This is a genomic window from Herbaspirillum sp. 3R11 (assembly GCF_004563925.1).
Lineage (GTDB): Bacteria > Pseudomonadota > Gammaproteobacteria > Burkholderiales > Burkholderiaceae_D > Herbaspirillum.
On sequence record NZ_SPNJ01000001.1, the window covers coordinates 266,448 to 285,707 of the forward strand.

Here is a 19,260-nt window from a genome sequence, read left to right on the forward strand (position 1 = left end):
GTGCAGGCGGGACAGCCGGCATTACCATTTTCCAAGACTAGAAGACGACGACATGAAGATTGCAATTTTGCCAGGCGATGGCATCGGTCCCGAGATCATTGAACAAGCGGTGCGCGTGCTCAATACACTGGGCGAAAAGTTTGAAATGGAAACCGCGCCGGTCGGCGGCGCAGGTTACGAAGCGCACGGCCATCCGCTGCCGGACGGCACGCTGAAGCTGGCCAAGGAATCCGATGCGATCCTGTTCGGCGCCGTCGGCGACTGGAAGTACGACACGCTGGATCGTCCGCTGCGTCCTGAGCAAGCCATCCTGGGACTGCGCAAGCATCTGCAGCTGTTCGCCAACTTCCGTCCGGCAATCTGCTATCCGGAACTGACCGGCGCTTCGTCGCTGAAGCCTGAACTGGTGGCGGGCCTGGACATCCTGATCGTGCGCGAACTGAACGGCGACATCTATTTTGGCCAGCCGCGCGGCATGCGCGAAGCGCCGGATGGTCCGTTCAAGGGCGCCCGCGAAGGCTTCGACACCATGCGTTACAGCGAGCCGGAAATCCGCCGCATTGCTCACGTCGCCTTCCAGGCTGCGGCCAAGCGCGGCAATCGCCTGTGCAGCGTCGACAAGGCCAACGTGCTGGAAACCTTCCAGTTCTGGAAAGACATCGTCACCGACGTGCACAAGGAATATCCGCAAGTCGAACTGACCCACATGTACGTAGACAATGCCGCCATGCAATTGGTCAAGGCACCGAAGAATTTCGACGTCATCGTGACCGGGAACATGTTCGGCGACATCCTGTCCGATGCTGCAGCCATGCTAACCGGTTCGATCGGCATGCTGCCGTCGGCTTCGCTGGACGCCAACAACAAGGGTCTGTACGAACCGTCGCACGGTTCGGCGCCAGACATCGCCGGCAAGGGCATCGCCAATCCGTTGGCGACCATTTTGTCGGCGGCCATGATGCTGCGCTTCTCGCTCAACAAGGCGGAGCAGGCAGATCGCATTGAAGCGGCGGTGAAGAAAGTCCTTGCACAAGGCTATCGCACCGGCGATATTTATGAAGAGGGCACCACCAAGGTCGGCACCAAGGAAATGGGCGACGCAGTCGTCAAGGCATTGGGCTGAGTTCAGCGCTGACCGCGGTGGTGGTTTTTTTAACGTTGTAGTTCATTGATGGTGGAAGTTCATTAACAGGGAAAGATGATGAAACTGGTTGGTTTAGTAGGCTGGCGTGGAATGGTGGGTTCGGTCCTGATGCAACGCATGCAGGACGAGGGTGATTTCGATCACATCGAACCGGTATTTTTTTCGACCTCGAATGCAGGCGGTAAAGCACCGTCGTTCGCCAAAACGGCAACGACGCTGAAAGACGCCAACAGCATTGACGAGCTGAAAAAATGCGACATCATTATTACCGCGCAAGGCGGCGACTACACCACCGAGATCTTCCCCAAGCTGCGCGCAGCCGGCTGGAACGGTTTCTGGATTGATGCGGCATCGACCCTGCGCATGAAGGATGATGCCGTGATCGTGCTTGATCCGGTCAATGACAATGTCATTCGCGACGCGCTGGCCAAGGGCGTCAAGAACTACATCGGCGGCAATTGCACCAACTCCATCCTGCTCATGGGTGTGGGCGGCCTGTTCAAGGAAGGTCTGGTCGAGTGGGTCAGTTCCATGACCTACCAGGCGGCTTCCGGCGGCGGCGCCAACCACATGCGCGAGCTGTTGAAGGGCATGGGCGTGATCAATGCGGCCGTGGCGGAAGAGCTGGCGACGCCGTCGTCGGCGATTCTGGACATCGACCGCAAAGTTGCCAAGACCATCCGTGAAGACGTGCCGACCGAATACTTCGGCGCGCCGCTGGCCGGCGGCCTGATCCCATGGATCGACGCGCAGCTGGAAAACGGCCAGTCCAAGGAAGAGTGGAAGGGCCAGGCCGAAGTCAACAAGATCCTCGGCAACGAAAAGCCGATTCCCGTCGACGGCCTGTGCGTGCGCATCGGCGCGATGCGTTGCCACAGCCTGGCATTGACCATCAAGCTCAAGCGCGACCTGCCGCTGGCCGAGATCGAATCCATCATCCGCGCGGGTAACCAGTGGGTGAAATGGGTGCCGAACGACCGCGCCATCACGGTCAAGGAGTTGACCCCGGCATCGATCACCGGCAGCCTGGAAATCGGCGTCGGCCGCGTGCGCAAGCTGAACCAGGGACCGGAATACATTTCCGCGTTCGTGATCGGCGATCAGTTGTTGTGGGGCGCGGCAGAACCGCTGCGCCGCATGCTGCGCATCATCCTCGGAAAATGATTGATGACGGGACGAAGGGATTTTCTTTCGTTCCGTTGTCAATTTGCAACGCTAACCCGTCAAACATTCCTTCCCCGGAATGCTGACGGGTTTTGACCATCTTGAGAACTTGGTTACACTTGCAGGCCTAAGTTCTTGATGATATGTTGAAAATCAGAATTTATCTCATCCACGTCAATAAACCGGTAGTAACGACAGGGCTGGTCAAATCCATTGCTTGATGGCAAGTTGGACGGCTTTCGTTGGCTTATCGAATTTTTACTTGTCATTGATGAAATGAACTTTGGTCTTCAGGCCTTCTTTAACGGAACGTCTACCTCACCATACAAACATGCCTCTACATACTGATAACAAGTTTCCGCTGTCCCGCCTGAAAAAACTGAGCGCCGCCGTCACCTTGGCAGTCATCCTGCCGATGGGAGCGCACGCCGCCGGGCTCGGCAAGCTGACCGTACTGTCGGCGCTGGGCCAGCCGCTGCGCGCGGAAATCGAGCTGACTTCAGTATCGAAAGATGAAGAGGGCTCGCTGGTGGCGCGTCTGGCGCCGGCAGATGCTTTCCGCAAGGCCAACATCGATTTCAATCCGGTTTTGTCGTCGCTGCGCTTTTCCGTCGAGCAGCGCCAGGGCCGGCAACTGATTCGCATCAGTTCTGCGCAGGCGCTCAATGAGCCCTTCGTCGATCTGCTGCTGGAGTTGAGTGGCGGCGGTACGCGTCTGGTACGCGAATATACCTTCCTGCTCGATCCGCCTGACATGCGCAAGCCGCAGGCTGCGCAATCCGCGCCGGCAACGCCGTCTGCAGCAGCGCCTGCTGTCGCCAAGCCTGCCGCCGCCGCTGCCACTACTGCCACGCCAGCCGCAAAACCTGCAGCGGCCGCACCGGCTGCTCCTGCTGCTGCAGCACCGACGGCCGCGGCATCGTCCGCACCTGCCAACAACAGCGACGACGAGCCGGTGTCGAGCATCGTCACCAGATCCGCACCTTCACCGCTGGCTGAAGAAATCATCCGCAATGGCCGCAGCAGTGAGCAAGCCGGCCTGACCAACGCGCCGGTGCCTGCCGCCGTGGCCGCCAAAACCGTACCTCAGCCGGCTGCCGCCAGTGCCGACGCAAAGTCCGAAGAAGCCGCTCCCGTAGCTGCCGGCAAGCGTGGCAAGGGCGCAGCAGCTACTGCAGTCAAGCCTGAAGGCAAGGCCGGCGACAAGACCTATCGCGTCAAGGAAGGCGACACCCTGGCGGACATCGCCAATCGCACCAGGGACAACACCGTGTCGCTGGATCAGATGCTGATCGCGTTGTATCGCGCCAATCCCGACGCCTTCATCGGCGACAACATCAATCGCTTGCGTGCAGGCCGCGTGTTGTCGGTGCCTGATGCCGCTGCCGCCGGCGCCGTCAACAAGGGCGAAGCGCGCACTACGGTGGTGGCGCAGGCGCAGGATTTCAACGCTTACCGCAACAAGCTGGCAGGCCAGGTCGCCAGCGGTCCGGCCCGCAAGGCCAGTGACGCCAAGCAGAGCGGCGGCGGCAAAGTGACTGCACGCGTGGAAGAAAAATCTTCCACCAACGAAGCCCGCGACCGCTTGCAATTGTCGAAGGCCGGCGCCGGAGCGAAAGATCGCGCCGCTGCTGAAAAGGCTGCGGCCGAAGACAAGATAGCAGCAGACAAGGCGATCGCCGAAGCCAACGATCGCGTCAAGGCGCTGGAGAAAAACGTCAGCGATCTGCAGAAGCTGCTGGAAATCAAGAACAAGACGCTGGCCGAAATGAGCGAGCAGCAAAAAGCGGCCGCCGCCAAGCCGGAAGCACCGGCCGCAGCGCCTGCAGCTGCCGAAGTGAAGCCGGAAGCCAAGCCCGAAGAAAAACCAGCGGAAGCCAAGCCGGCTGAAGCAACACCAGCACCGGCGCCCGAGCCTGTCAAGCCAGAGGCGGCACCTGCTCCCGCAGCCGCTCCCGCCGTAGCAAAGCCCAAAGTGGCCGTGGTCCCCGGCCCGGTTGCGACCGCCAGCTTCTTCGATCGTATTCAGGACAATCCTTTCGTGTTGCCGGGCGCCGGCGCGCTGGTCGCCTTGCTGGCGGCGTGGGGCGTAGTGCGCGTGCGCAACAACAAGAAGAAGGCTGCCGCAGCGGCAGCAAGCGATCCCGAACAGGAGGATGAGCCGGCGGCGTCGCCCAAGGAAACGCCACCGGCAGTTGAAGCCGCAGCAGTAGCAGCGGCCGCAGTTGCTGCACAAGCGGAAGAACCCGCTCCCGAACCGGTTGCTGTGGTTGAAGAACCTGTGGCGCCTCCGGCAGCCGTGGTTGTCGAAGAGCCGGAAGTCGACGCCGTCGATCCTATCGAAGAAGCGGACATGTACATTTCCTTCGGCCGCGAAGAGCAGGCTGAAGACATTCTGCAGCTGGCGCTGAAATCCGATCCGAATCGTCAGGCGATCCGCAACAAGCTGCTGGAAATCTATGCGAAGCGCCAGGACGTCGACGCCTTCAACGACGTCGCCAAGGAAATGCACGCCGGCACCGGCGGCATCGGCGAGGAGTGGGAGAAAGCCGCGGCCCTGGGCATCGTGCTGGATCCGACCAATCCGTTGTATGGCGCCGTTATCGAAGAAGAGATCGCGCCTGTGGAAGAACCGGCGCCAGCCGAGCCGGAACCCGACCAGGGCCTGGAATTCGACCTGGACGACTTCAAGGGCGCCGAAATCCAGCCGGGCGCAACGCCGCCGGCCGACATCGGCAGCAAGATCGATTTCGACCTGGAGCTTGACAGCGGCGTCAAGCCGGAGGAAGAGGAGAAGCCTGCACCGGCCGCTCCGGTACTCAATGATATCGACCTGGATTTGCCTCCGCCGGAAACACCGAAGCCGGTCGACGTGCTGGAAGACGACGAGTCCGCATTCACCGCCGAAATGTCGACCAAGCTGGACCTGGCTGCGGCCTACCAGGAAATCGGCGACAAGGAAGGCGCCCGCGAATTGCTTGAGGAAGTCATCCGCGGCGGTAACGACGCCCAGATCGCGCGCGCCCGCGACATGTTGTCCAAGCTGTCCTGAACCTAGCAAGCCGGATGTCCGGAAACGGACGAGACGGGCGTCGGCAGCGACGCCCGTTTGCATTTGTTAAGCTGTTGAATCCGTTATAAATCGATCGACCCAGGCAGGGCGCTGCAAAGCGACTGCTCCAACTTGCCGACTGCCGTGACTGAAACACCTTTTTCCGCCGAAGACACTGCCGCCACGGCGCAATCGCGTCCATCCTTCACATCGTCCACTTTGCATCGCATCGTGCTCGGCATCCAGTACGACGGCAACTCCTGGCAGGGCTGGCAGACCCAGCCGCACGGGCTCACCGTGCAGGACAAGCTGGAAGCCGCACTCAGGAAATTCACGCTGACCGACATCGACACCACCTGTGCCGGGCGCACCGATTCCGGCGTGCACGCGCTGGAACAAGTGGTGCATTTCGACACCGCCATTGCCCGCGAAACAGCTTCGTGGGTGCGTGGCGTGAATGCCTTCCTGCCGCCGTCAATCGCCGTGCGCTGGGCCTGCGAAGTGTCGTTGGAAGGAGGCTCCGCAGGCAATCCGGGGGAACGCGAAGACGGCTTCCATGCCCGTTTCAGCGCCACCGCGCGCACCTATCACTATGTCTTGTACAACCATCCGGTGCGCTCGCCGCTGCTGGCGGGCAAGGCCGGCTGGACTTTCCGTCCGCTCGACGTCGGCCTGATGCAGCAAGGCGCGGATCATCTGATAGGCATGCATGATTTTTCGAGTTTTCGCGCGGTCGAGTGCCAGGCCAAGTCGCCGGTACGCACAATGGAATCGCTGCAGGTGCGGCGCCACGGCGACATGATCGTCTTCACGCTCAAGGCCAATGCTTTCCTGCACCACATGGTGCGCAACATCGTCGGTTCACTGATCTATGTCGGCAACGGCCGGCAGCAACCGCACTGGATCGCCGAGGTGCTGGCGCAAAAAGACCGCGGCTGCGCGGCCCCGACCTTCATGCCGGACGGCTTGTATCTCGCCAAGGTGGACTATCCCTCACGCTGGCAACTGCCACAGGAAGCCGCCGTCTGGCCCTGGCTGTAGTCCGGGCCGCCCAATCGGTTAGACTGACGTCTTGCCACCTCCCTCTCTCGCCCCCATTTAACCATCATGTCCAGGACCAGAATCAAGATTTGCGGCTTGACCCGCGCTGAAGACGTTGCTGCCGCCGTTACGGCCGGCGCCGATGCGATCGGCTTCGTGTTTTACCCCAAGAGCCCGCGCTACGTCACGGCCGATGCCGCTGCGCAACTGATCTTCACGGCGCCGCCGTTCGTTTCGACCGTGGGCCTGTTCGTCAACGCCTCCGTGGAGGAGGTCGCCGCCGTCCTGCAGCAGGCGCCGTTGTCGCTGTTGCAATTTCATGGCGACGAAACGCCGGAACAGTGCGCCGCCATTGCGGCTGCGGTAAAGCGCCCGTTTATTCGCGCGGCTCGCATCGGAAGCTCGACCACGCCCGCGGATTTGATAAAATACGAACAGGATTATCGTTCCGCCAGTCCCTATTTCACGGGACTCTTGCTCGACACCCTGGTCGAGCAATACGGCGGCAGCGGAAAGGTTTTCGATTGGTCTCTCATTCCAGAAGAACTCGCGCCTCGGGTCGTTTTAAGTGGTGGCTTGAGCGTACAAAACGCGACTGACGCGGTGCAGCGCGTGCGCCCGCACGCCGTCGACATCAGCAGCGGTGTCGAACAAGCCAAAGGCATCAAGGATGCCGCCAAGATCACCGCCTTCGTCAATGCGGTACGCCTGGCGGACAACATCTGAACAAGTGCCGTCTTACCTGGATCGAACAGCAGAGGAATTGCAATGAAAGAATTGAATCCGCTCGGGAGTTTTTCCGAGCGCCAGCCCGTTGGTACCACTGCCGCCGCAGCCTTGCACCAGACTGCGCCCTACAACCTGCCTGACGCGCGCGGCCATTTCGGCCAGTACGGCGGCAGCTTCGTGTCGGAAACCCTGACACATGCGCTGAACGAATTGCGCGACGCCTATGCGCATTACCAGCACGATGAACAGTTCCTGGCCGAATTCCACACTGAACTGAAGCACTTCGTCGGTCGCCCGAGCCCGGTTTACCACGCCAAGCGCTGGTCCGAACTGGCCGGCGGCGCGCAGATCTACTTCAAGCGCGAAGATCTCAACCACACCGGCGCCCACAAGATCAACAACGTCATCGGCCAGGCTTTGCTCGCCAAACGCATGGGCAAGAAACGCATCATCGCCGAAACCGGCGCCGGCCAGCACGGCGTGGCGACCGCGACGATCTGCGCGCGCTTCGGCATGGAGTGCATCGTCTACATGGGCAGCGAAGACGTCAAGCGCCAGTTGCAGAACGTCTACCGCATGAATTTGCTGGGCGCGACAGTGGTGCCGGTCGAATCCGGTTCCAAGACCTTGAAGGATGCGCTCAACGAAGCGATGCGCGACTGGGTCACCAACGTCGAAAGCACGTTCTACATCATCGGCACCGTGGCCGGCCCGCATCCGTATCCGATGATGGTGCGCGACTTCCAGTCGGTGATCGGCAACGAATGCATCCTGCAGATGCCGGAGATCGCCAGCCGCCAGCCGGACTATGTGGTCGCTGCAGTGGGCGGCGGCTCCAATGCGATGGGGATTTTCTATCCCTACATCGATTACAAGGATGTGCAACTGGTTGGCGTCGAAGCCGCCGGCGACGGCCTCGACAGCGGCCGTCATTCGGCATCGCTGACGCTGGGTTCGCCCGGCGTGCTGCATGGTAACCGCACCTATCTGCTGCAGGATGAGAACGGCCAGATCATGGAGACCCACTCAGTCTCGGCCGGCCTCGATTATCCCGGCGTCGGCCCGGAACATTCCTGGTTGAAAGACAGCGGTCGCGCCAGCTATGCATGTATTACCGACGAAGAAGCGCTGGCCGCATTCAACACCTGCTGCCGCATCGAAGGCATCATTCCGGCGCTGGAATCGAGCCATGCGCTGGCGCATGCAGCCAAGCTGGCGGCGACCTTGCCGAAAGACAAGATCGTGCTGGCGAACCTGTCCGGCCGCGGCGACAAGGACATGCATACGGTCCAGCAGCGCCAGGGTTAAGGCAGTCTCAGCAATATCTCAGCAATACAAGGCGCCAGCCGCGTGCAAGCAACGGATGTTTAGTCCGTTGCTTGCACGGCGCAAAAATAAAACCGTGCTGGCCGAATCGACGAAACAACACATTCCAATACCATGTCCCGTATCCAATCCACTTTCTCCGCGCTGGCGGCCGCCAACAAGAAGGCGCTGGTCACCTTCATCACCGCCGGCGATCCGGCGCCGGACCTGACCGTGCCGCTGTTGCATGCGCTGGTCGCCGGCGGCGTCGATATTCTTGAACTCGGGGTGCCGTTTTCCGATCCCATGGCAGAGGGTCCGGTCATCCAGCGCGCCTGCGAGCGCGCCCTGAAGTTCAACGTCAGCACGCGCGACGTGCTGGGTTACGTGCGCGAGTTTCGCAAGACCAACACCACCACTCCGGTGGTGTTGATGGGTTATGCCAACCCGATCGAACGCTTCGGTGTGGATGCTTTCATTGCCGCAGCGAAAGAGGCGGGCGTGGACGGCACCATCGTGGTGGACTATCCGCCCGAAGAGTGCGAAGAGTTTTCGCAAAAGATGCAGGCGCAGGGCCTCGATCCGATCTTCCTGCTGGCGCCGACCTCGACCGAGGAGCGCATCATGCAGGTCGCCAAGGTCAGCAGCGGCTTCTGCTATTACGTCTCGCTCAAGGGCGTGACCGGCGCCGGCAACATCGACACCGTGGAAGTGGCGGCGCGCATTGCAGCCATCCGCAAGCACGTCAAACTGCCGATCGGCGTCGGTTTCGGCATTCGCGACGGCGCCACGGCCAAGGCGGTAAGTGAAGTGGCGGATGCGGTTGTCATCGGCAGCCGCATCATCCAGGAGCTTGAAAACACGCCGCGCGAGCGCGCGACCGAAGCGGTGCAAGCCTTCGTGGCGGACATTCGCAAGGCGCTCGACGCCTGATCCGGCGCAGGCTGCTGCAGGGTTTTCTGCAAGTGGAAACTTGCAGAAAAGCAAACAAAACACGATCCACGGCTGTGCGCGTTGGCCTCTGGTACAATGCGCCACCGGAAATTAAATGAGGTTTCTATGAGCTGGCTAGAGAAATTACTCCCGCCTCAAATTCAACGTAGCGATTCCGCAAGCCGGAAGTCGATACCCGAAGGTTTATGGGTCAAGTGCCCGTCCTGCGAAGCGGTACTCTATCGTACCGATCTGGAATCCAATCTCCACGTTTGCCCCAAGTGCAGCCACCACATGCGCATCCGCGCCCGTGCGCGCCTGGATTCGCTGCTCGACGAAGGCGGTCGTTATGAAATCGGCCAGGAAACCTTGCCGGTCGACACGCTGAAATTCAAAGACAGCAAAAAATACCCTGATCGTCTGAAAGACGCGCTGGAATCCACCGGCGAAACCGATGCCATGATCGTCATGGGCGGCGCCATCATGACCCTGCCGGTCGTGGTTGCCTGCTTCGAGTTCGAATTCATGGGCGGTTCCATGGGCTCCGTGGTCGGTGAACGCTTCACCCGCGGTGCACAAATGGCCCTGGAGCAAAAAGTACCGTTCATCTGCATTACCGCCACCGGCGGTGCGCGCATGCAGGAAGGCTTGTTGTCATTGATGCAAATGGCCAAGACCACTTCCATGCTGACCAAGCTGTCGGAAAAGAAGCTGCCGTTCATCAGCGTGCTGACCGACCCAACCATGGGCGGCGTGTCGGCATCGTTCGCCTTCATGGGCGACGTCGTGATGGCTGAGCCGAAGGCCCTGATCGGCTTTGCCGGTCCGCGCGTGATCGAGAACACCGTGCGCGAGAAGTTGCCGGAAGGCTTCCAGCGTTCCGAGTTCCTCGTGACCAAGGGTGCCATCGACATGATCGTCGATCGCCGCAAGATGCGCGAAGAAATCGCACGCCTGCTGGCGCTGCTGCAAAATCAGGCGGCCGAAACCGTTTCCTGATCGCACTGCCGCAGACAGACCCGAACTTGTCGTCATTCAACGCAAGTTCGGGTTTTTGCTTTTAAGTCGATCGTTGCGTCCCCGGCGGCGCAGCGTCGGTTCAGCTCCATCTCAGGTTCATTTCAGCTTCATTCAGCTTCATATCAGATACACCGCAGGCTCATCCATGCAAGCGCAAGCAAAACCTTCCACCCTGGCCGAATGGCTGACCCTTCTTGAAACCCGTCACACCAAGTCCATCGATATGGGCCTCGAGCGCGTCGGCAAGGTCAAGGAGCAGCTCGACATCCGTTTTGATTGTCCCGTGATCACGGTGGCCGGCACCAACGGCAAGGGTTCCACCTGCGCCATGCTGGAATCGATCCTGATGCGCGCCGGTTACCGCGTTGGTTTGTACATCAAGCCGCATTTCCTGCATTTCAACGAACGCGCCCGGGTCGAAGGCATCCCTGCATCCGACGCTGCGCTGATTGCGGCATTCGAGGCGGTGGAAGAAAAGCGCGGCGACATTTCGCTGACCTATTTCGAGTTCACCACGCTGGCGATCATGAAGCTGCTGGCCGATGCAAAGATGGACGTCGTCATCCTTGAAGTGGGCCTGGGCGGGCGTCTTGACGCGGTCAACGTGATCGACGCCGACGTCGCCATCGTCACCAGCATCGACATCGACCACACCGAATACCTCGGCACCACGCGCGAAGAGATCGGCTTCGAGAAAGCCGGCATTTTCCGCGCCGGCAAGACCGCCATCTGCGGCGATCCGATGCCGCCGCAGTCGCTGATCAAGCACGCCGAAGCGATCGGCGCCGACCTCTGGCTGATGGGGCGCGACTTCAACTACCAGGGCGACAAGCAGCAGTGGGCCTACGGCGGCCGTGCGCAACGCCGCAATTCGCTGGCCTATCCGAGCCTGCGCGGCGCCAACCAGTTGTTGAATGCTTCCGCTGCACTGGCCGCGCTGGAAGCCTTGCGCGACGTCTTGCCCATCGGCGCCCAGGAAGTACGCACCGGGCTGGCCACGGTTGAGCTGCCAGGGCGTTTCCAGGTCTTGCCGGGACAGCCGTTGGTGATCCTCGACGTCGCCCACAATCCGCACGCCGCCGCCGTTCTGGCGCAAAACCTCGACAACATGGGCTTCCATCCGTACACCTATGCGGTGTTCGGTTCGATGCTCGACAAGGACATCGAAGGCGTGATCAGCCAACTCAAGAGCAAGATCGATCACTGGTGCGTCACGGACCTGCCGCTGCCGCGCGCTGCTACGGCGCAGCAATTGAAGGATAAATTGCTGGAAGCGGGCGTTGAGCCGGAATTCAAGCCTGACGCGGCCTGCACCATAGAAACCTTCGAATCGCCGGCTGCTGCATTCGCAAATGCGCAAAGCCGGGCTACCGAGAATGATAGAATTGTGGTTTTCGGATCCTTCCTGACCGTAGGCGGCGTCATGAAAGCACGCAAGCCGGAATTACATTGAATGCGGCATTGAACTACAGCACTCAGTTTGCACCGTTTTCGCTGCATGTTCGGCGATCTTCGGTATTTGTTGCACACACGTATTTTTCAGACTACCTAACTTAAATCAGCATGGGCTTGTTCTCGTTTTTTCGTAAAAACAAGCAGGAATCTGCTTCCGGTCAGGGCGAATTCCTCTCGCGTTCCGCAGGAGGCGACCCAGCGGCGCAAAATAGCCGCGGCGGCCGTAGTGCCGGAAACGCACGCAAGTCCGGTAAGGCCGGCAAAGACGAGTCTGTCGATCCGGTCCTGCCCGAAAAGAAACGCGCACGCCGTCGACTGATCGGCGCAGTGGCGCTGGTGCTGGCGGTGGTGATCGTGTTGCCGATGATCCTCGATTCCGAGCCGCGCCCGCTGGCTGACGATATTGCCATTCAGATACCTTCCAAGGACGGCAAAGATGCCGCCAAGGATACCGTTGCTTCGTCGGCTGCGGCCGACAAGTCCAAGGCCGCTGCTGAGCCGAAAGAAGAATTCGTTGACCCCGCCACCATGAACGCCGACGTCGAAAAGCCGGCGATTGCGCCAGGCGCGTCGGCAATGCCATCCGGTCCCGCCAATGCGCCGCTGGCGCAAGTCGCCAAACCGGCAACCCCGACGTCGCCGGTCGTGGTGGAGAAGCCGGTTGAAAAGCCGGCTGCCAAGCCCGAGGTTAAAGCTGAGGTTAAAGCTGATTCTAAAGCTGACGTTAAAGACAGCAAGACCGCCGCCAAACCGGCCGAGCACAAAGACGATCACAAGAAAGACGTAAAGGAAGCCGCCAAGCCGAAGGCTGCAGACAAGCCTGATGACGCTGCGCGCGCCCTGGCGATCCTGGAGGGCAAGCCTGCCACGGCCGACAAGAAGCCCGCGCCGACGCCGGCTGCCGGCGGCAAGTTCGTGATTCAGGTGGCCGCATTGGCGACGCAGGAAAAAATTGATGAACTGCGCGGCAAGCTCAATGGCGCCGGCATCAAGTCGTACACGCAAAAGGTGGCGACGCAATCGGGCGACCGCACGCGCATCCGCGTCGGCCCGTTTGCCAGCCGCGACGAGGCCGACAAGATGCGCGCCAAGATCAACAAGCTTGGCCTGAACGCCACGGTCGTGCCGGCTTGAATTTGATGGCATCCGGTCGCATATTGCTCATGTTGCCTGTGTTGTTGTCTGACTTGTTGTCTGATTCTTCGTCTTCGCCGGGTTTGTCGTCGTGACGATCTTCGACTACCTGGTCTTGCTGGTGCTGGCCTGTTCGGTCGTCATCAGCATGTTGCGCGGATTGGTGCGCGAAGTGTTGTCGCTGGCCAGCTGGATAATTGCATTAGTCGTCGCCAACGCCTATGGTGAAGCATTGGCCCAGATGTTGCCCGACGTGATTCCGGGCGAGTCGACGAGATTGATTGTGGGATTCATCGTGTTGTTCATCGGTACGCGCCTGTTGATGGGCCTGGTGACCAGGGCGATGTCGGAAGTGGTCAAGGCAAGCGGGCTGTCGCTGATCGATCGCAGCCTGGGCGCGGTATTCGGCCTGGCGCGCGGCGCGGTGATCGTGCTGGCCGTGGTGTTGTTATGCGGTACGACGTCGATTCCGCAGCAGCCATTCTGGAAAGAGGCGCGTTTCAGTTCGCTGGCGGAAACCGCCGCCGAGACCGCCAAACCGTATTTGCCGGGGCAGTTCGCACAGCACGTCCATTTTTGATTTTGTTTGTTGGTTTCGTTTCTTCGTTTGTTTTTGCTTAGGAGTCCACCATGTGTGGCATTGTCGGCGTCGTTTCCCATAGTCCAGTCAACCAGTTGCTCTACGATGCGCTGCTGCTTCTGCAGCATCGCGGTCAGGATGCAGCGGGTATCGCAACCAACCACGCAAACGGTTTTTCGATGCATAAGGCCAACGGTCTGGTGCGCGATGTGTTCCGTACCCGCAATATGCGTTCGCTGCCGGGCAACACCGGCCTCGGCCAGGTGCGCTATCCGACCGCCGGCAGCTCCAGCGAAGAGGAAGCGCAGCCGTTCTACGTCAATGCGCCGTTCGGCATCATCCTGGTGCATAACGGCAACCTGACCAACACCGAGCAGCTCAAGGTCGAGATGTTCAAGAACGACCGCCGCCACCTCAATACCGATTCCGACACCGAAGTATTGGTCAACGTGTTTGCGCATGAATTGCAGCAAGCCACGACCGGCTACTCGCTCGATCCGGCTGCCGTGTTCAAGGCTGTTGCGATGGTCCACAAGCGGGTGCGCGGCTCCTACGCCGTGGTGGCGCAGATCGCCGGTTACGGCCTGCTGGGCTTCCGTGATCCGTACGGCATCCGTCCGATGTGCCTGGGTTTCAACGAAACCGACAAGGGTTCCGAATACATGCTGGCGAGCGAATCCGTGGCGCTGGAAGGCCTCGGTTTCCGCTTCCTGCGCGATGTGATGCCGGGCGAAGCGATCTTCATCGACAACGACGGCAAGCTGTACAACCAGCAATGCGCCGAGAATCCGACGCTGAATCCTTGCGCGTTCGAATTCGTCTACCTGGCGCGTCCGGACTCGGTCATCGACGGCGCTTCGGTCTATGCCAGCCGCCTGAAGATGGGCGAATACCTGGCCGAGAAGGTCCGTCGCGAAATCGCCAGCGGCGAAATCGACGTCGTCATGCCGATCCCCGATTCGTCGCGTCCTGCTGCGATGGAACTGGCGCTCAAGCTGAACCTCGACTATCGCGAAGGCTTCATCAAGAACCGCTACATCGGCCGCACCTTCATCATGCCGGGCCAGGGCCTGCGCAAGAAGTCGGTACGCCAGAAGCTCAACGCCATCGGTTCCGAATTCAAGGGCAAGAGCGTGCTGCTGGTCGACGATTCGATCGTGCGCGGCACGACCAGCCGTGAGATCGTGCAGATGGCGCGTGAAGCCGGCGCCAAGCGCGTGATCTTCGCTTCGGCAGCGCCGCCGGTGAAGTTCCCGAACGTCTACGGCATCGACATGCCGACGCGCGACGAACTGATAGCCTACGGCCGCACCGACGAAGAAGTCTGCCGCGAAATCACGGCCGACGCGCTGGTGTACCAGGACGTGGAAGACCTGAAGCGTTCGATCTCCGACATCAATCCGGCATTGCGCAATTTCGAAGCATCGTGCTTTGACGGCAACTACATCACCGGCGACATCTCGCGCGACTACCTCGATCGTATCGAGTTCGCCCGCAAGAATCCGAAACCGGCTTTGGAAGATGCTGTCCGTTCGCAACTGAACCTGAACCTGGCGCGCGTGGACTGATTTCCCCCGCCGTCGGACAAGATAAACGCCGGACCGCCGCTATGGCGTCCGGCGTTTTTCATTGGCGCCATCGCAATGCTGCGGCCGTCGCGGAACTGGCTTATCATCACTGTTCTCCGACGATTTACCGCCTCATACCTCGACATCTATGAACGACAAGAAGAACTACGGCTTCACCACCACCATCCTGCACAGCGATCGTCAGAAGGACATCGAACACGGTTCGCTGCACAAACCGATCCACACCTCCGTCGCCTTCGGCTACAAGGATGCGCGCCAGCTGGCCGAAGTATTCCAGGGCAAGCAATCGGGCTACCGCTACGGTCGCCAGGGCAATCCGACCGTGTCGGCGCTGGAAGACAAGGTCACCAGGATGGAAGGCGGCCTCTCGACGATCTGCTTCGCCACCGGCATGGCCGCCATCGGCGCCGTGATCCAGGGACTGCTGCGCGAAGGCGACCACGTGGTGTCGTCGGCTTTCCTGTTCGGCAACACCAACAGCATGTGGATGACGGTGCATGCGCAGGGCGCGCGCGTGTCGATGGTGGACGCCACCGACGTCAAACTGGTGGAAGCCGCGCTGACGCCGCAGACGCGCATCGTCTTCGTTGAAACCATCGCCAACCCGCGCACCCAGATTGCGGACCTGAAGCGCATCGGCGAGCTGTGCCGCGAGCGCGGCATCCTGTACATCGTCGACAACACGATGACGTCTCCCTATCTGTTCCAACCCAAGGCGGTTAACGCCGGGCTGGTGGTCAATTCACTCACCAAGTCGATCGGCGGCCACGGCAACGCGCTGGGCGGCGCGCTGACCGACACGGGTCTGTACGACTGGTCGCGTTATCCGCACATCGCCGACAACTACAAAAAGAATCCGCAGCCGCAGTGGGGCATGGCGCAGATCCGCGCCAAGGCCTTGCGCGACTTCGGCGCTTCGCTGGGACCGGAAGCGGCGCATCACATCGCCGTCGGCGCCGAAACCATTGCGCTGCGCCAGGATCGCGAATGCGCCAACGCGCTCGCCGTGGCGCAGATGCTCGACGCCGATCCGCGCGTGGCGGCGGTGTACTACCCGGGCCTGCCGTCGCATCCGCAGTACGCGCTGGCGACCGAGCTGTTCCGTTCCTACGGCAGCTTGCTGAGCTTTGAACTGAAGGATGGCATCGACTGCTTCGACTACCTGAACCGCCTGCAACTGGCGGTGGCGTCGAGCAACCTGGGTGACACACGCACGCTGGTGATCCCGGTGGCGCACACGATCTTCTTTGAGATGGGGCAGGAGCGCCGTGCAGCGATGGGCATCGCCGAATCGCTGATTCGCGTGTCCATCGGCCTGGAAGATACCGTCGACCTGGTCGACGACTTCAGGCAGGCGCTGGACTCGTAAGACAAGCACGCCATGCCGGCGACAACCGGCGTGGCGTAAGGCTTTTTACGGCAGCAGCTGGTTCACAGCCTTGTGGTCGGCCCACTTGTTGGTGTAGCTCGGCTTGTAGGTCTTGAAGCGTTGGACCAGGTTGGCCGGATCCGCATCGTGCATCATCAGCAGCGATTGTTCGGCCGTCAGGAAACGCTGCGACACCAAGTGTTCGATGAACGCGATCAGGTTGTCGTAAAAGCCGTCGACGTTGAGCAGGCCGATCGGCTTGTAGTGGAAGCCGAGCTGCGCCCAGGTCAGCACCTCAAACAATTCTTCCAAAGTACCCATGCCGCCCGGCATGGCGACAAAACCGTCCGACAATTCCGCCATCATGGCCTTGCGTTCGTGCATGTCCTTGACGATGTGCAGGCGGGTCAGGCCGTGATGGCCCAGCTCCTTGTCCAGCAGCGCCTTGGGAATGACGCCGGTGGCTTCGCCGCCCAGTCGCATCACTTCCGTTGCAATCACGCCCATCAGACCGACGTTGCCGCCGCCATACACCAGGGCAATATTGTCCTTGACCATTTGCTGCGCCAGGGCGCGCGCGCCTTGTGCGTAGACTTCGGAAGCGCCCACGGAGGAACCGCAATATACACAGATGGATTTCATTTTTCTTTCGCTCGGATTAATCAATACCGCCATGTTATAACATGAGGACAAGACCTGATCGTGACAGGCGGCGAGAGGATGACTCAAGCTAAGGAACAGCATGCAAAACAAAATCGTGACACTGGCGTTGCAAGGGGGCGGTTCGCACGGGGCATTCACCTGGGGCGTGCTGGACCGCTTGCTGGAAGACGAACGCATCGCCTTCGAAGGCATCAGCGGCGCCAGCGCAGGCGCCATGAACGCCACGGTGCTGGCGCACGGCTACAACCTCGGCGGACGCGAAGGCGCGCGCGAAGCCCTGGCGGCATTCTGGGGGCGTATTGCCACCAAGGAGCCGTTCAGCTTCCTGCCACCCGAAATGCTGCCCGGCGGTTCCAGCCTGCTGAATCAGAGCACCCCGGCGGCGATGCACGCCTTGCTGGCGATGACGCGTTTCTTTTCGCCGACCCAGCTCAATCCGCTCGACATCAACCCGTTGCGCGACATCCTCGAAGAACAGGTCGATTTCGAACGCTTGCGCAGCACCGGCGACATCAAGCTGTTCATTGCCGCCACCCGGGTCAGCACCGGCACGCTGAAAATTTTCCGCAACCGCGAGCTGACCGTGGACGCCTTGCTCGCATCGGCCTGTCTGCCTTCCATGCACCGTCCGGTGGAAATTGACGGCGAAACCTATTGGGACGGCGGCCTGACCGCCAATCCGCCGATCTTTCCCTTGCTGCACCTGTGCTCGGCGCGCGACTTGCTGGTGGTGTTGCTGCATCCCTGCAGCCGGCCCGGCACGCCGACCTCGACACAGGAAATCGGCCAGCGCCTGAGCGAAATCAGTTTCAGCTCAGCCTTCTTCACCGAACTTGGCGGCCTGGCGCTGGCCAAGCGCGAAGCGGAGAACGCCATGTTCGCCTTCGGCACGCTGGAGCGCCGCCTCCGCAAGCTCAACATGCACCTGGTGGAAGCCAATGACCTCATGAGCCAGCTCGACGTCATGAGCAAGCTCAACACCAAGACCTCGTTCATCCACGGTTTGCACGACGAAGGAAGGCAGGCTGCAGGGCGCTGGCTGGAAAAGAACTTCCACATGCTCGGCCTGAAATCCTCGTTCGATCTCGGGCGCTACCTGCAATAGGCGTGAGGGAAGGCAAGACATGGCAGGGCGGGCGAAGACGGAGGAGCTTATACTGTCAGGCTTTCCGATAGTCCTCGATCTCCATCCCATGAAGCCATCCCGTTCCGAATACCTCGACATCCGCGGCTTGCAGTACCACGTGCGCCATTGGGGCGACCCGCAAGCGCCCAAGCTGTTCATGGTGCACGGCTGGATGGATATCTCCGCATCGTTCCAGTTCATGGTCGATTGCCTGCAGAAGGAATGGCATGTGATTGCCCCCGACTGGCGCGGCTTCGGCCTGACCGAACGGCCGCAGGCCGACACCTATTGGTATCCGGACTATCTCGCCGATCTCGATGCGCTGCTGCTGCATTACTCGCCCGATGAAGCGGTCAACCTGCTCGGCCACAGCCTCGGCGGCAACGTCGTCGGCCTGTATGCCGGCGTGCGGCCGCAGCGCATTGCCAAGCTGGTCAACCTGGAAGGTTTCGGCTTGCCCGGCACCAAGCCCGAGGACGCGCCCGGACGTTTCGCCAAGTGGCTCGACGAGTTGCTGGAAAAACCCGAGATGCGTTCCTATCCCTCGCTCGACGGCGTCATCGCCCGCCTGCAAAAGACCAACCCGCGCCTGAGCCGCGAGCGCGCGGTGTTCCTGGCGGCGCATTGGGCGGGGCAGAACGATGACGGCAACTGGGAAATCCTCGGCGACCCCGCGCACAAGAACACCAATCCGCTGCTGTATCGCATCGACGAAGTGACCGCCTGCTGGGCCCGTATCACTGCTCCGGTGCTGTGGGTGGAAGCAGCGGAAACCGACATCTGGCGCTGGTTCGGCGAGAACTCGCTGATGCGCGCCGAGATCGATCGCCGTATTGCCTTCATCCCCGACGTGCGCACCGAAATCATTCCTGATGCCGGCCACATGCTGCATCACGACCAGCCGGAATTGCTGGCTGCGGCAATCGAGCGTTTCCTGGCGGAATAAGCCTCGGCGC

At 60.9% G+C, this 19,260-nt stretch carries 16 protein-coding genes; 15 read left to right on the top strand and 1 reads right to left on the bottom strand.

What is annotated here, in order from left to right; genetic code table 11:
- Positions 1-52: 52 nt before the first annotated feature.
- From leuB to E4P32_RS01280, 13 genes are all read left to right on the top strand, one after another.
- Positions 53-1,123, top strand: coding sequence for a 3-isopropylmalate dehydrogenase (gene leuB / locus E4P32_RS01220; protein ID WP_016833447.1), 1,071 nt, complete (start codon positions 53-55; stop codon positions 1,121-1,123).
- Positions 1,124-1,201: 78 nt separating this feature from the next.
- On the top strand, positions 1,202-2,308 hold the full coding sequence (gene asd, locus E4P32_RS01225) for an aspartate-semialdehyde dehydrogenase (RefSeq protein ID WP_116433623.1): 1,107 nt from the start codon (positions 1,202-1,204) through the stop codon (positions 2,306-2,308).
- 331 nt (positions 2,309-2,639) lie between these two features.
- The gene (locus E4P32_RS01230) at positions 2,640-5,360 is read left to right on the top strand and encodes a FimV/HubP family polar landmark protein (protein WP_116433622.1); all 2,721 of its coding nucleotides are present in this window, start codon (positions 2,640-2,642) and stop codon (positions 5,358-5,360) included.
- 219 nt (positions 5,361-5,579) lie between these two features.
- Complete coding sequence (gene truA, locus E4P32_RS01235; RefSeq protein WP_116433957.1) at positions 5,580-6,401, top strand: tRNA pseudouridine(38-40) synthase TruA; 822 nt, start codon at positions 5,580-5,582, stop codon at positions 6,399-6,401.
- A 63-nt stretch (positions 6,402-6,464) separates the two neighbouring features.
- Complete coding sequence (locus E4P32_RS01240) at positions 6,465-7,127, top strand: phosphoribosylanthranilate isomerase (RefSeq protein ID WP_116433621.1); 663 nt, start codon at positions 6,465-6,467, stop codon at positions 7,125-7,127.
- 42 nt (positions 7,128-7,169) lie between these two features.
- The gene (trpB, locus tag E4P32_RS01245; protein ID WP_116433620.1) at positions 7,170-8,438 is read left to right on the top strand and encodes a tryptophan synthase subunit beta; all 1,269 of its coding nucleotides are present in this window, start codon (positions 7,170-7,172) and stop codon (positions 8,436-8,438) included.
- A 132-nt stretch (positions 8,439-8,570) separates the two neighbouring features.
- Positions 8,571-9,368 carry a tryptophan synthase subunit alpha gene (gene trpA, locus E4P32_RS01250; protein WP_116433619.1) on the top strand — a complete coding sequence of 266 codons (798 nt, stop codon included), beginning with the start codon at positions 8,571-8,573 and terminating at the stop codon, positions 9,366-9,368.
- 126 nt (positions 9,369-9,494) lie between these two features.
- Positions 9,495-10,367, top strand: coding sequence for an acetyl-CoA carboxylase, carboxyltransferase subunit beta (gene accD / locus E4P32_RS01255; protein ID WP_053196637.1), 873 nt, complete (start codon positions 9,495-9,497; stop codon positions 10,365-10,367).
- 166 nt (positions 10,368-10,533) lie between these two features.
- Positions 10,534-11,841 carry a bifunctional tetrahydrofolate synthase/dihydrofolate synthase gene (folC, locus tag E4P32_RS01260; protein WP_116433618.1) on the top strand — a complete coding sequence of 436 codons (1,308 nt, stop codon included), beginning with the start codon at positions 10,534-10,536 and terminating at the stop codon, positions 11,839-11,841.
- A gap of 110 nt (positions 11,842-11,951) precedes the next feature.
- Positions 11,952-12,977, top strand: a complete 1,026-nt coding sequence (locus E4P32_RS01265) for an SPOR domain-containing protein (RefSeq protein ID WP_116433617.1) — start codon at positions 11,952-11,954, stop codon at positions 12,975-12,977.
- 91 nt (positions 12,978-13,068) lie between these two features.
- Complete coding sequence (locus E4P32_RS01270) at positions 13,069-13,557, top strand: CvpA family protein (RefSeq protein ID WP_116433616.1); 489 nt, start codon at positions 13,069-13,071, stop codon at positions 13,555-13,557.
- Between the two features lie 50 nt (positions 13,558-13,607).
- The gene (gene purF, locus E4P32_RS01275) at positions 13,608-15,125 is read left to right on the top strand and encodes an amidophosphoribosyltransferase (RefSeq protein WP_116433615.1); all 1,518 of its coding nucleotides are present in this window, start codon (positions 13,608-13,610) and stop codon (positions 15,123-15,125) included.
- A gap of 148 nt (positions 15,126-15,273) precedes the next feature.
- Positions 15,274-16,515, top strand: coding sequence for a cystathionine gamma-synthase family protein (locus E4P32_RS01280; protein WP_116433614.1), 1,242 nt, complete (start codon positions 15,274-15,276; stop codon positions 16,513-16,515).
- 45 nt (positions 16,516-16,560) lie between these two features.
- Here E4P32_RS01280 and E4P32_RS01285 read toward each other — a convergent pair whose 3' ends face one another.
- On the bottom strand, positions 16,561-17,157 hold the full coding sequence (locus tag E4P32_RS01285; RefSeq protein WP_116433613.1) for a TIGR00730 family Rossman fold protein: 597 nt from the start codon (positions 17,155-17,157) through the stop codon (positions 16,561-16,563).
- Positions 17,158-17,257: 100 nt separating this feature from the next.
- Here E4P32_RS01285 and E4P32_RS01290 point away from each other — a divergent pair, with 100 nt between their 5' ends.
- Together E4P32_RS01290 and E4P32_RS01295 are read left to right on the top strand one after the other, a co-directional pair.
- Positions 17,258-18,283, top strand: a complete 1,026-nt coding sequence (locus tag E4P32_RS01290; RefSeq protein WP_116433612.1) for a patatin-like phospholipase family protein — start codon at positions 17,258-17,260, stop codon at positions 18,281-18,283.
- Positions 18,284-18,371: 88 nt separating this feature from the next.
- Positions 18,372-19,250 carry an alpha/beta hydrolase gene (locus E4P32_RS01295; protein ID WP_116433611.1) on the top strand — a complete coding sequence of 293 codons (879 nt, stop codon included), beginning with the start codon at positions 18,372-18,374 and terminating at the stop codon, positions 19,248-19,250.
- Positions 19,251-19,260: the final 10 nt, after the last annotated feature.

Excerpts from the sequence above, each read along its gene's own strand:
- leuB (WP_016833447.1), top strand. The coding sequence starts at position 53 with ATGAAGATTGCAATTTTGCCAGGCGATGGCATCGGTCCCGAGATCATT.
- E4P32_RS01295 (WP_116433611.1), top strand. The coding sequence starts at position 18,372 with ATGAAGCCATCCCGTTCCGAATACCTCGACATCCGCGGCTTGCAGTAC.
- E4P32_RS01290 (WP_116433612.1), top strand. The coding sequence starts at position 17,258 with ATGCAAAACAAAATCGTGACACTGGCGTTGCAAGGGGGCGGTTCGCAC.
- asd (WP_116433623.1), top strand. The coding sequence starts at position 1,202 with ATGAAACTGGTTGGTTTAGTAGGCTGGCGTGGAATGGTGGGTTCGGTC.
- accD (WP_053196637.1), top strand. The coding sequence starts at position 9,495 with ATGAGCTGGCTAGAGAAATTACTCCCGCCTCAAATTCAACGTAGCGAT.
- folC (WP_116433618.1), top strand. The coding sequence starts at position 10,534 with ATGCAAGCGCAAGCAAAACCTTCCACCCTGGCCGAATGGCTGACCCTT.
- E4P32_RS01265 (WP_116433617.1), top strand. The coding sequence starts at position 11,952 with ATGGGCTTGTTCTCGTTTTTTCGTAAAAACAAGCAGGAATCTGCTTCC.
- trpA (WP_116433619.1), top strand. The coding sequence starts at position 8,571 with ATGTCCCGTATCCAATCCACTTTCTCCGCGCTGGCGGCCGCCAACAAG.
- trpB (WP_116433620.1), top strand. The coding sequence starts at position 7,170 with ATGAAAGAATTGAATCCGCTCGGGAGTTTTTCCGAGCGCCAGCCCGTT.
- purF (WP_116433615.1), top strand. The coding sequence starts at position 13,608 with ATGTGTGGCATTGTCGGCGTCGTTTCCCATAGTCCAGTCAACCAGTTG.
- E4P32_RS01230 (WP_116433622.1), top strand. The coding sequence starts at position 2,640 with ATGCCTCTACATACTGATAACAAGTTTCCGCTGTCCCGCCTGAAAAAA.
- E4P32_RS01285 (WP_116433613.1), bottom strand. The coding sequence starts at position 17,157 with ATGAAATCCATCTGTGTATATTGCGGTTCCTCCGTGGGCGCTTCCGAA.
- E4P32_RS01280 (WP_116433614.1), top strand. The coding sequence starts at position 15,274 with ATGAACGACAAGAAGAACTACGGCTTCACCACCACCATCCTGCACAGC.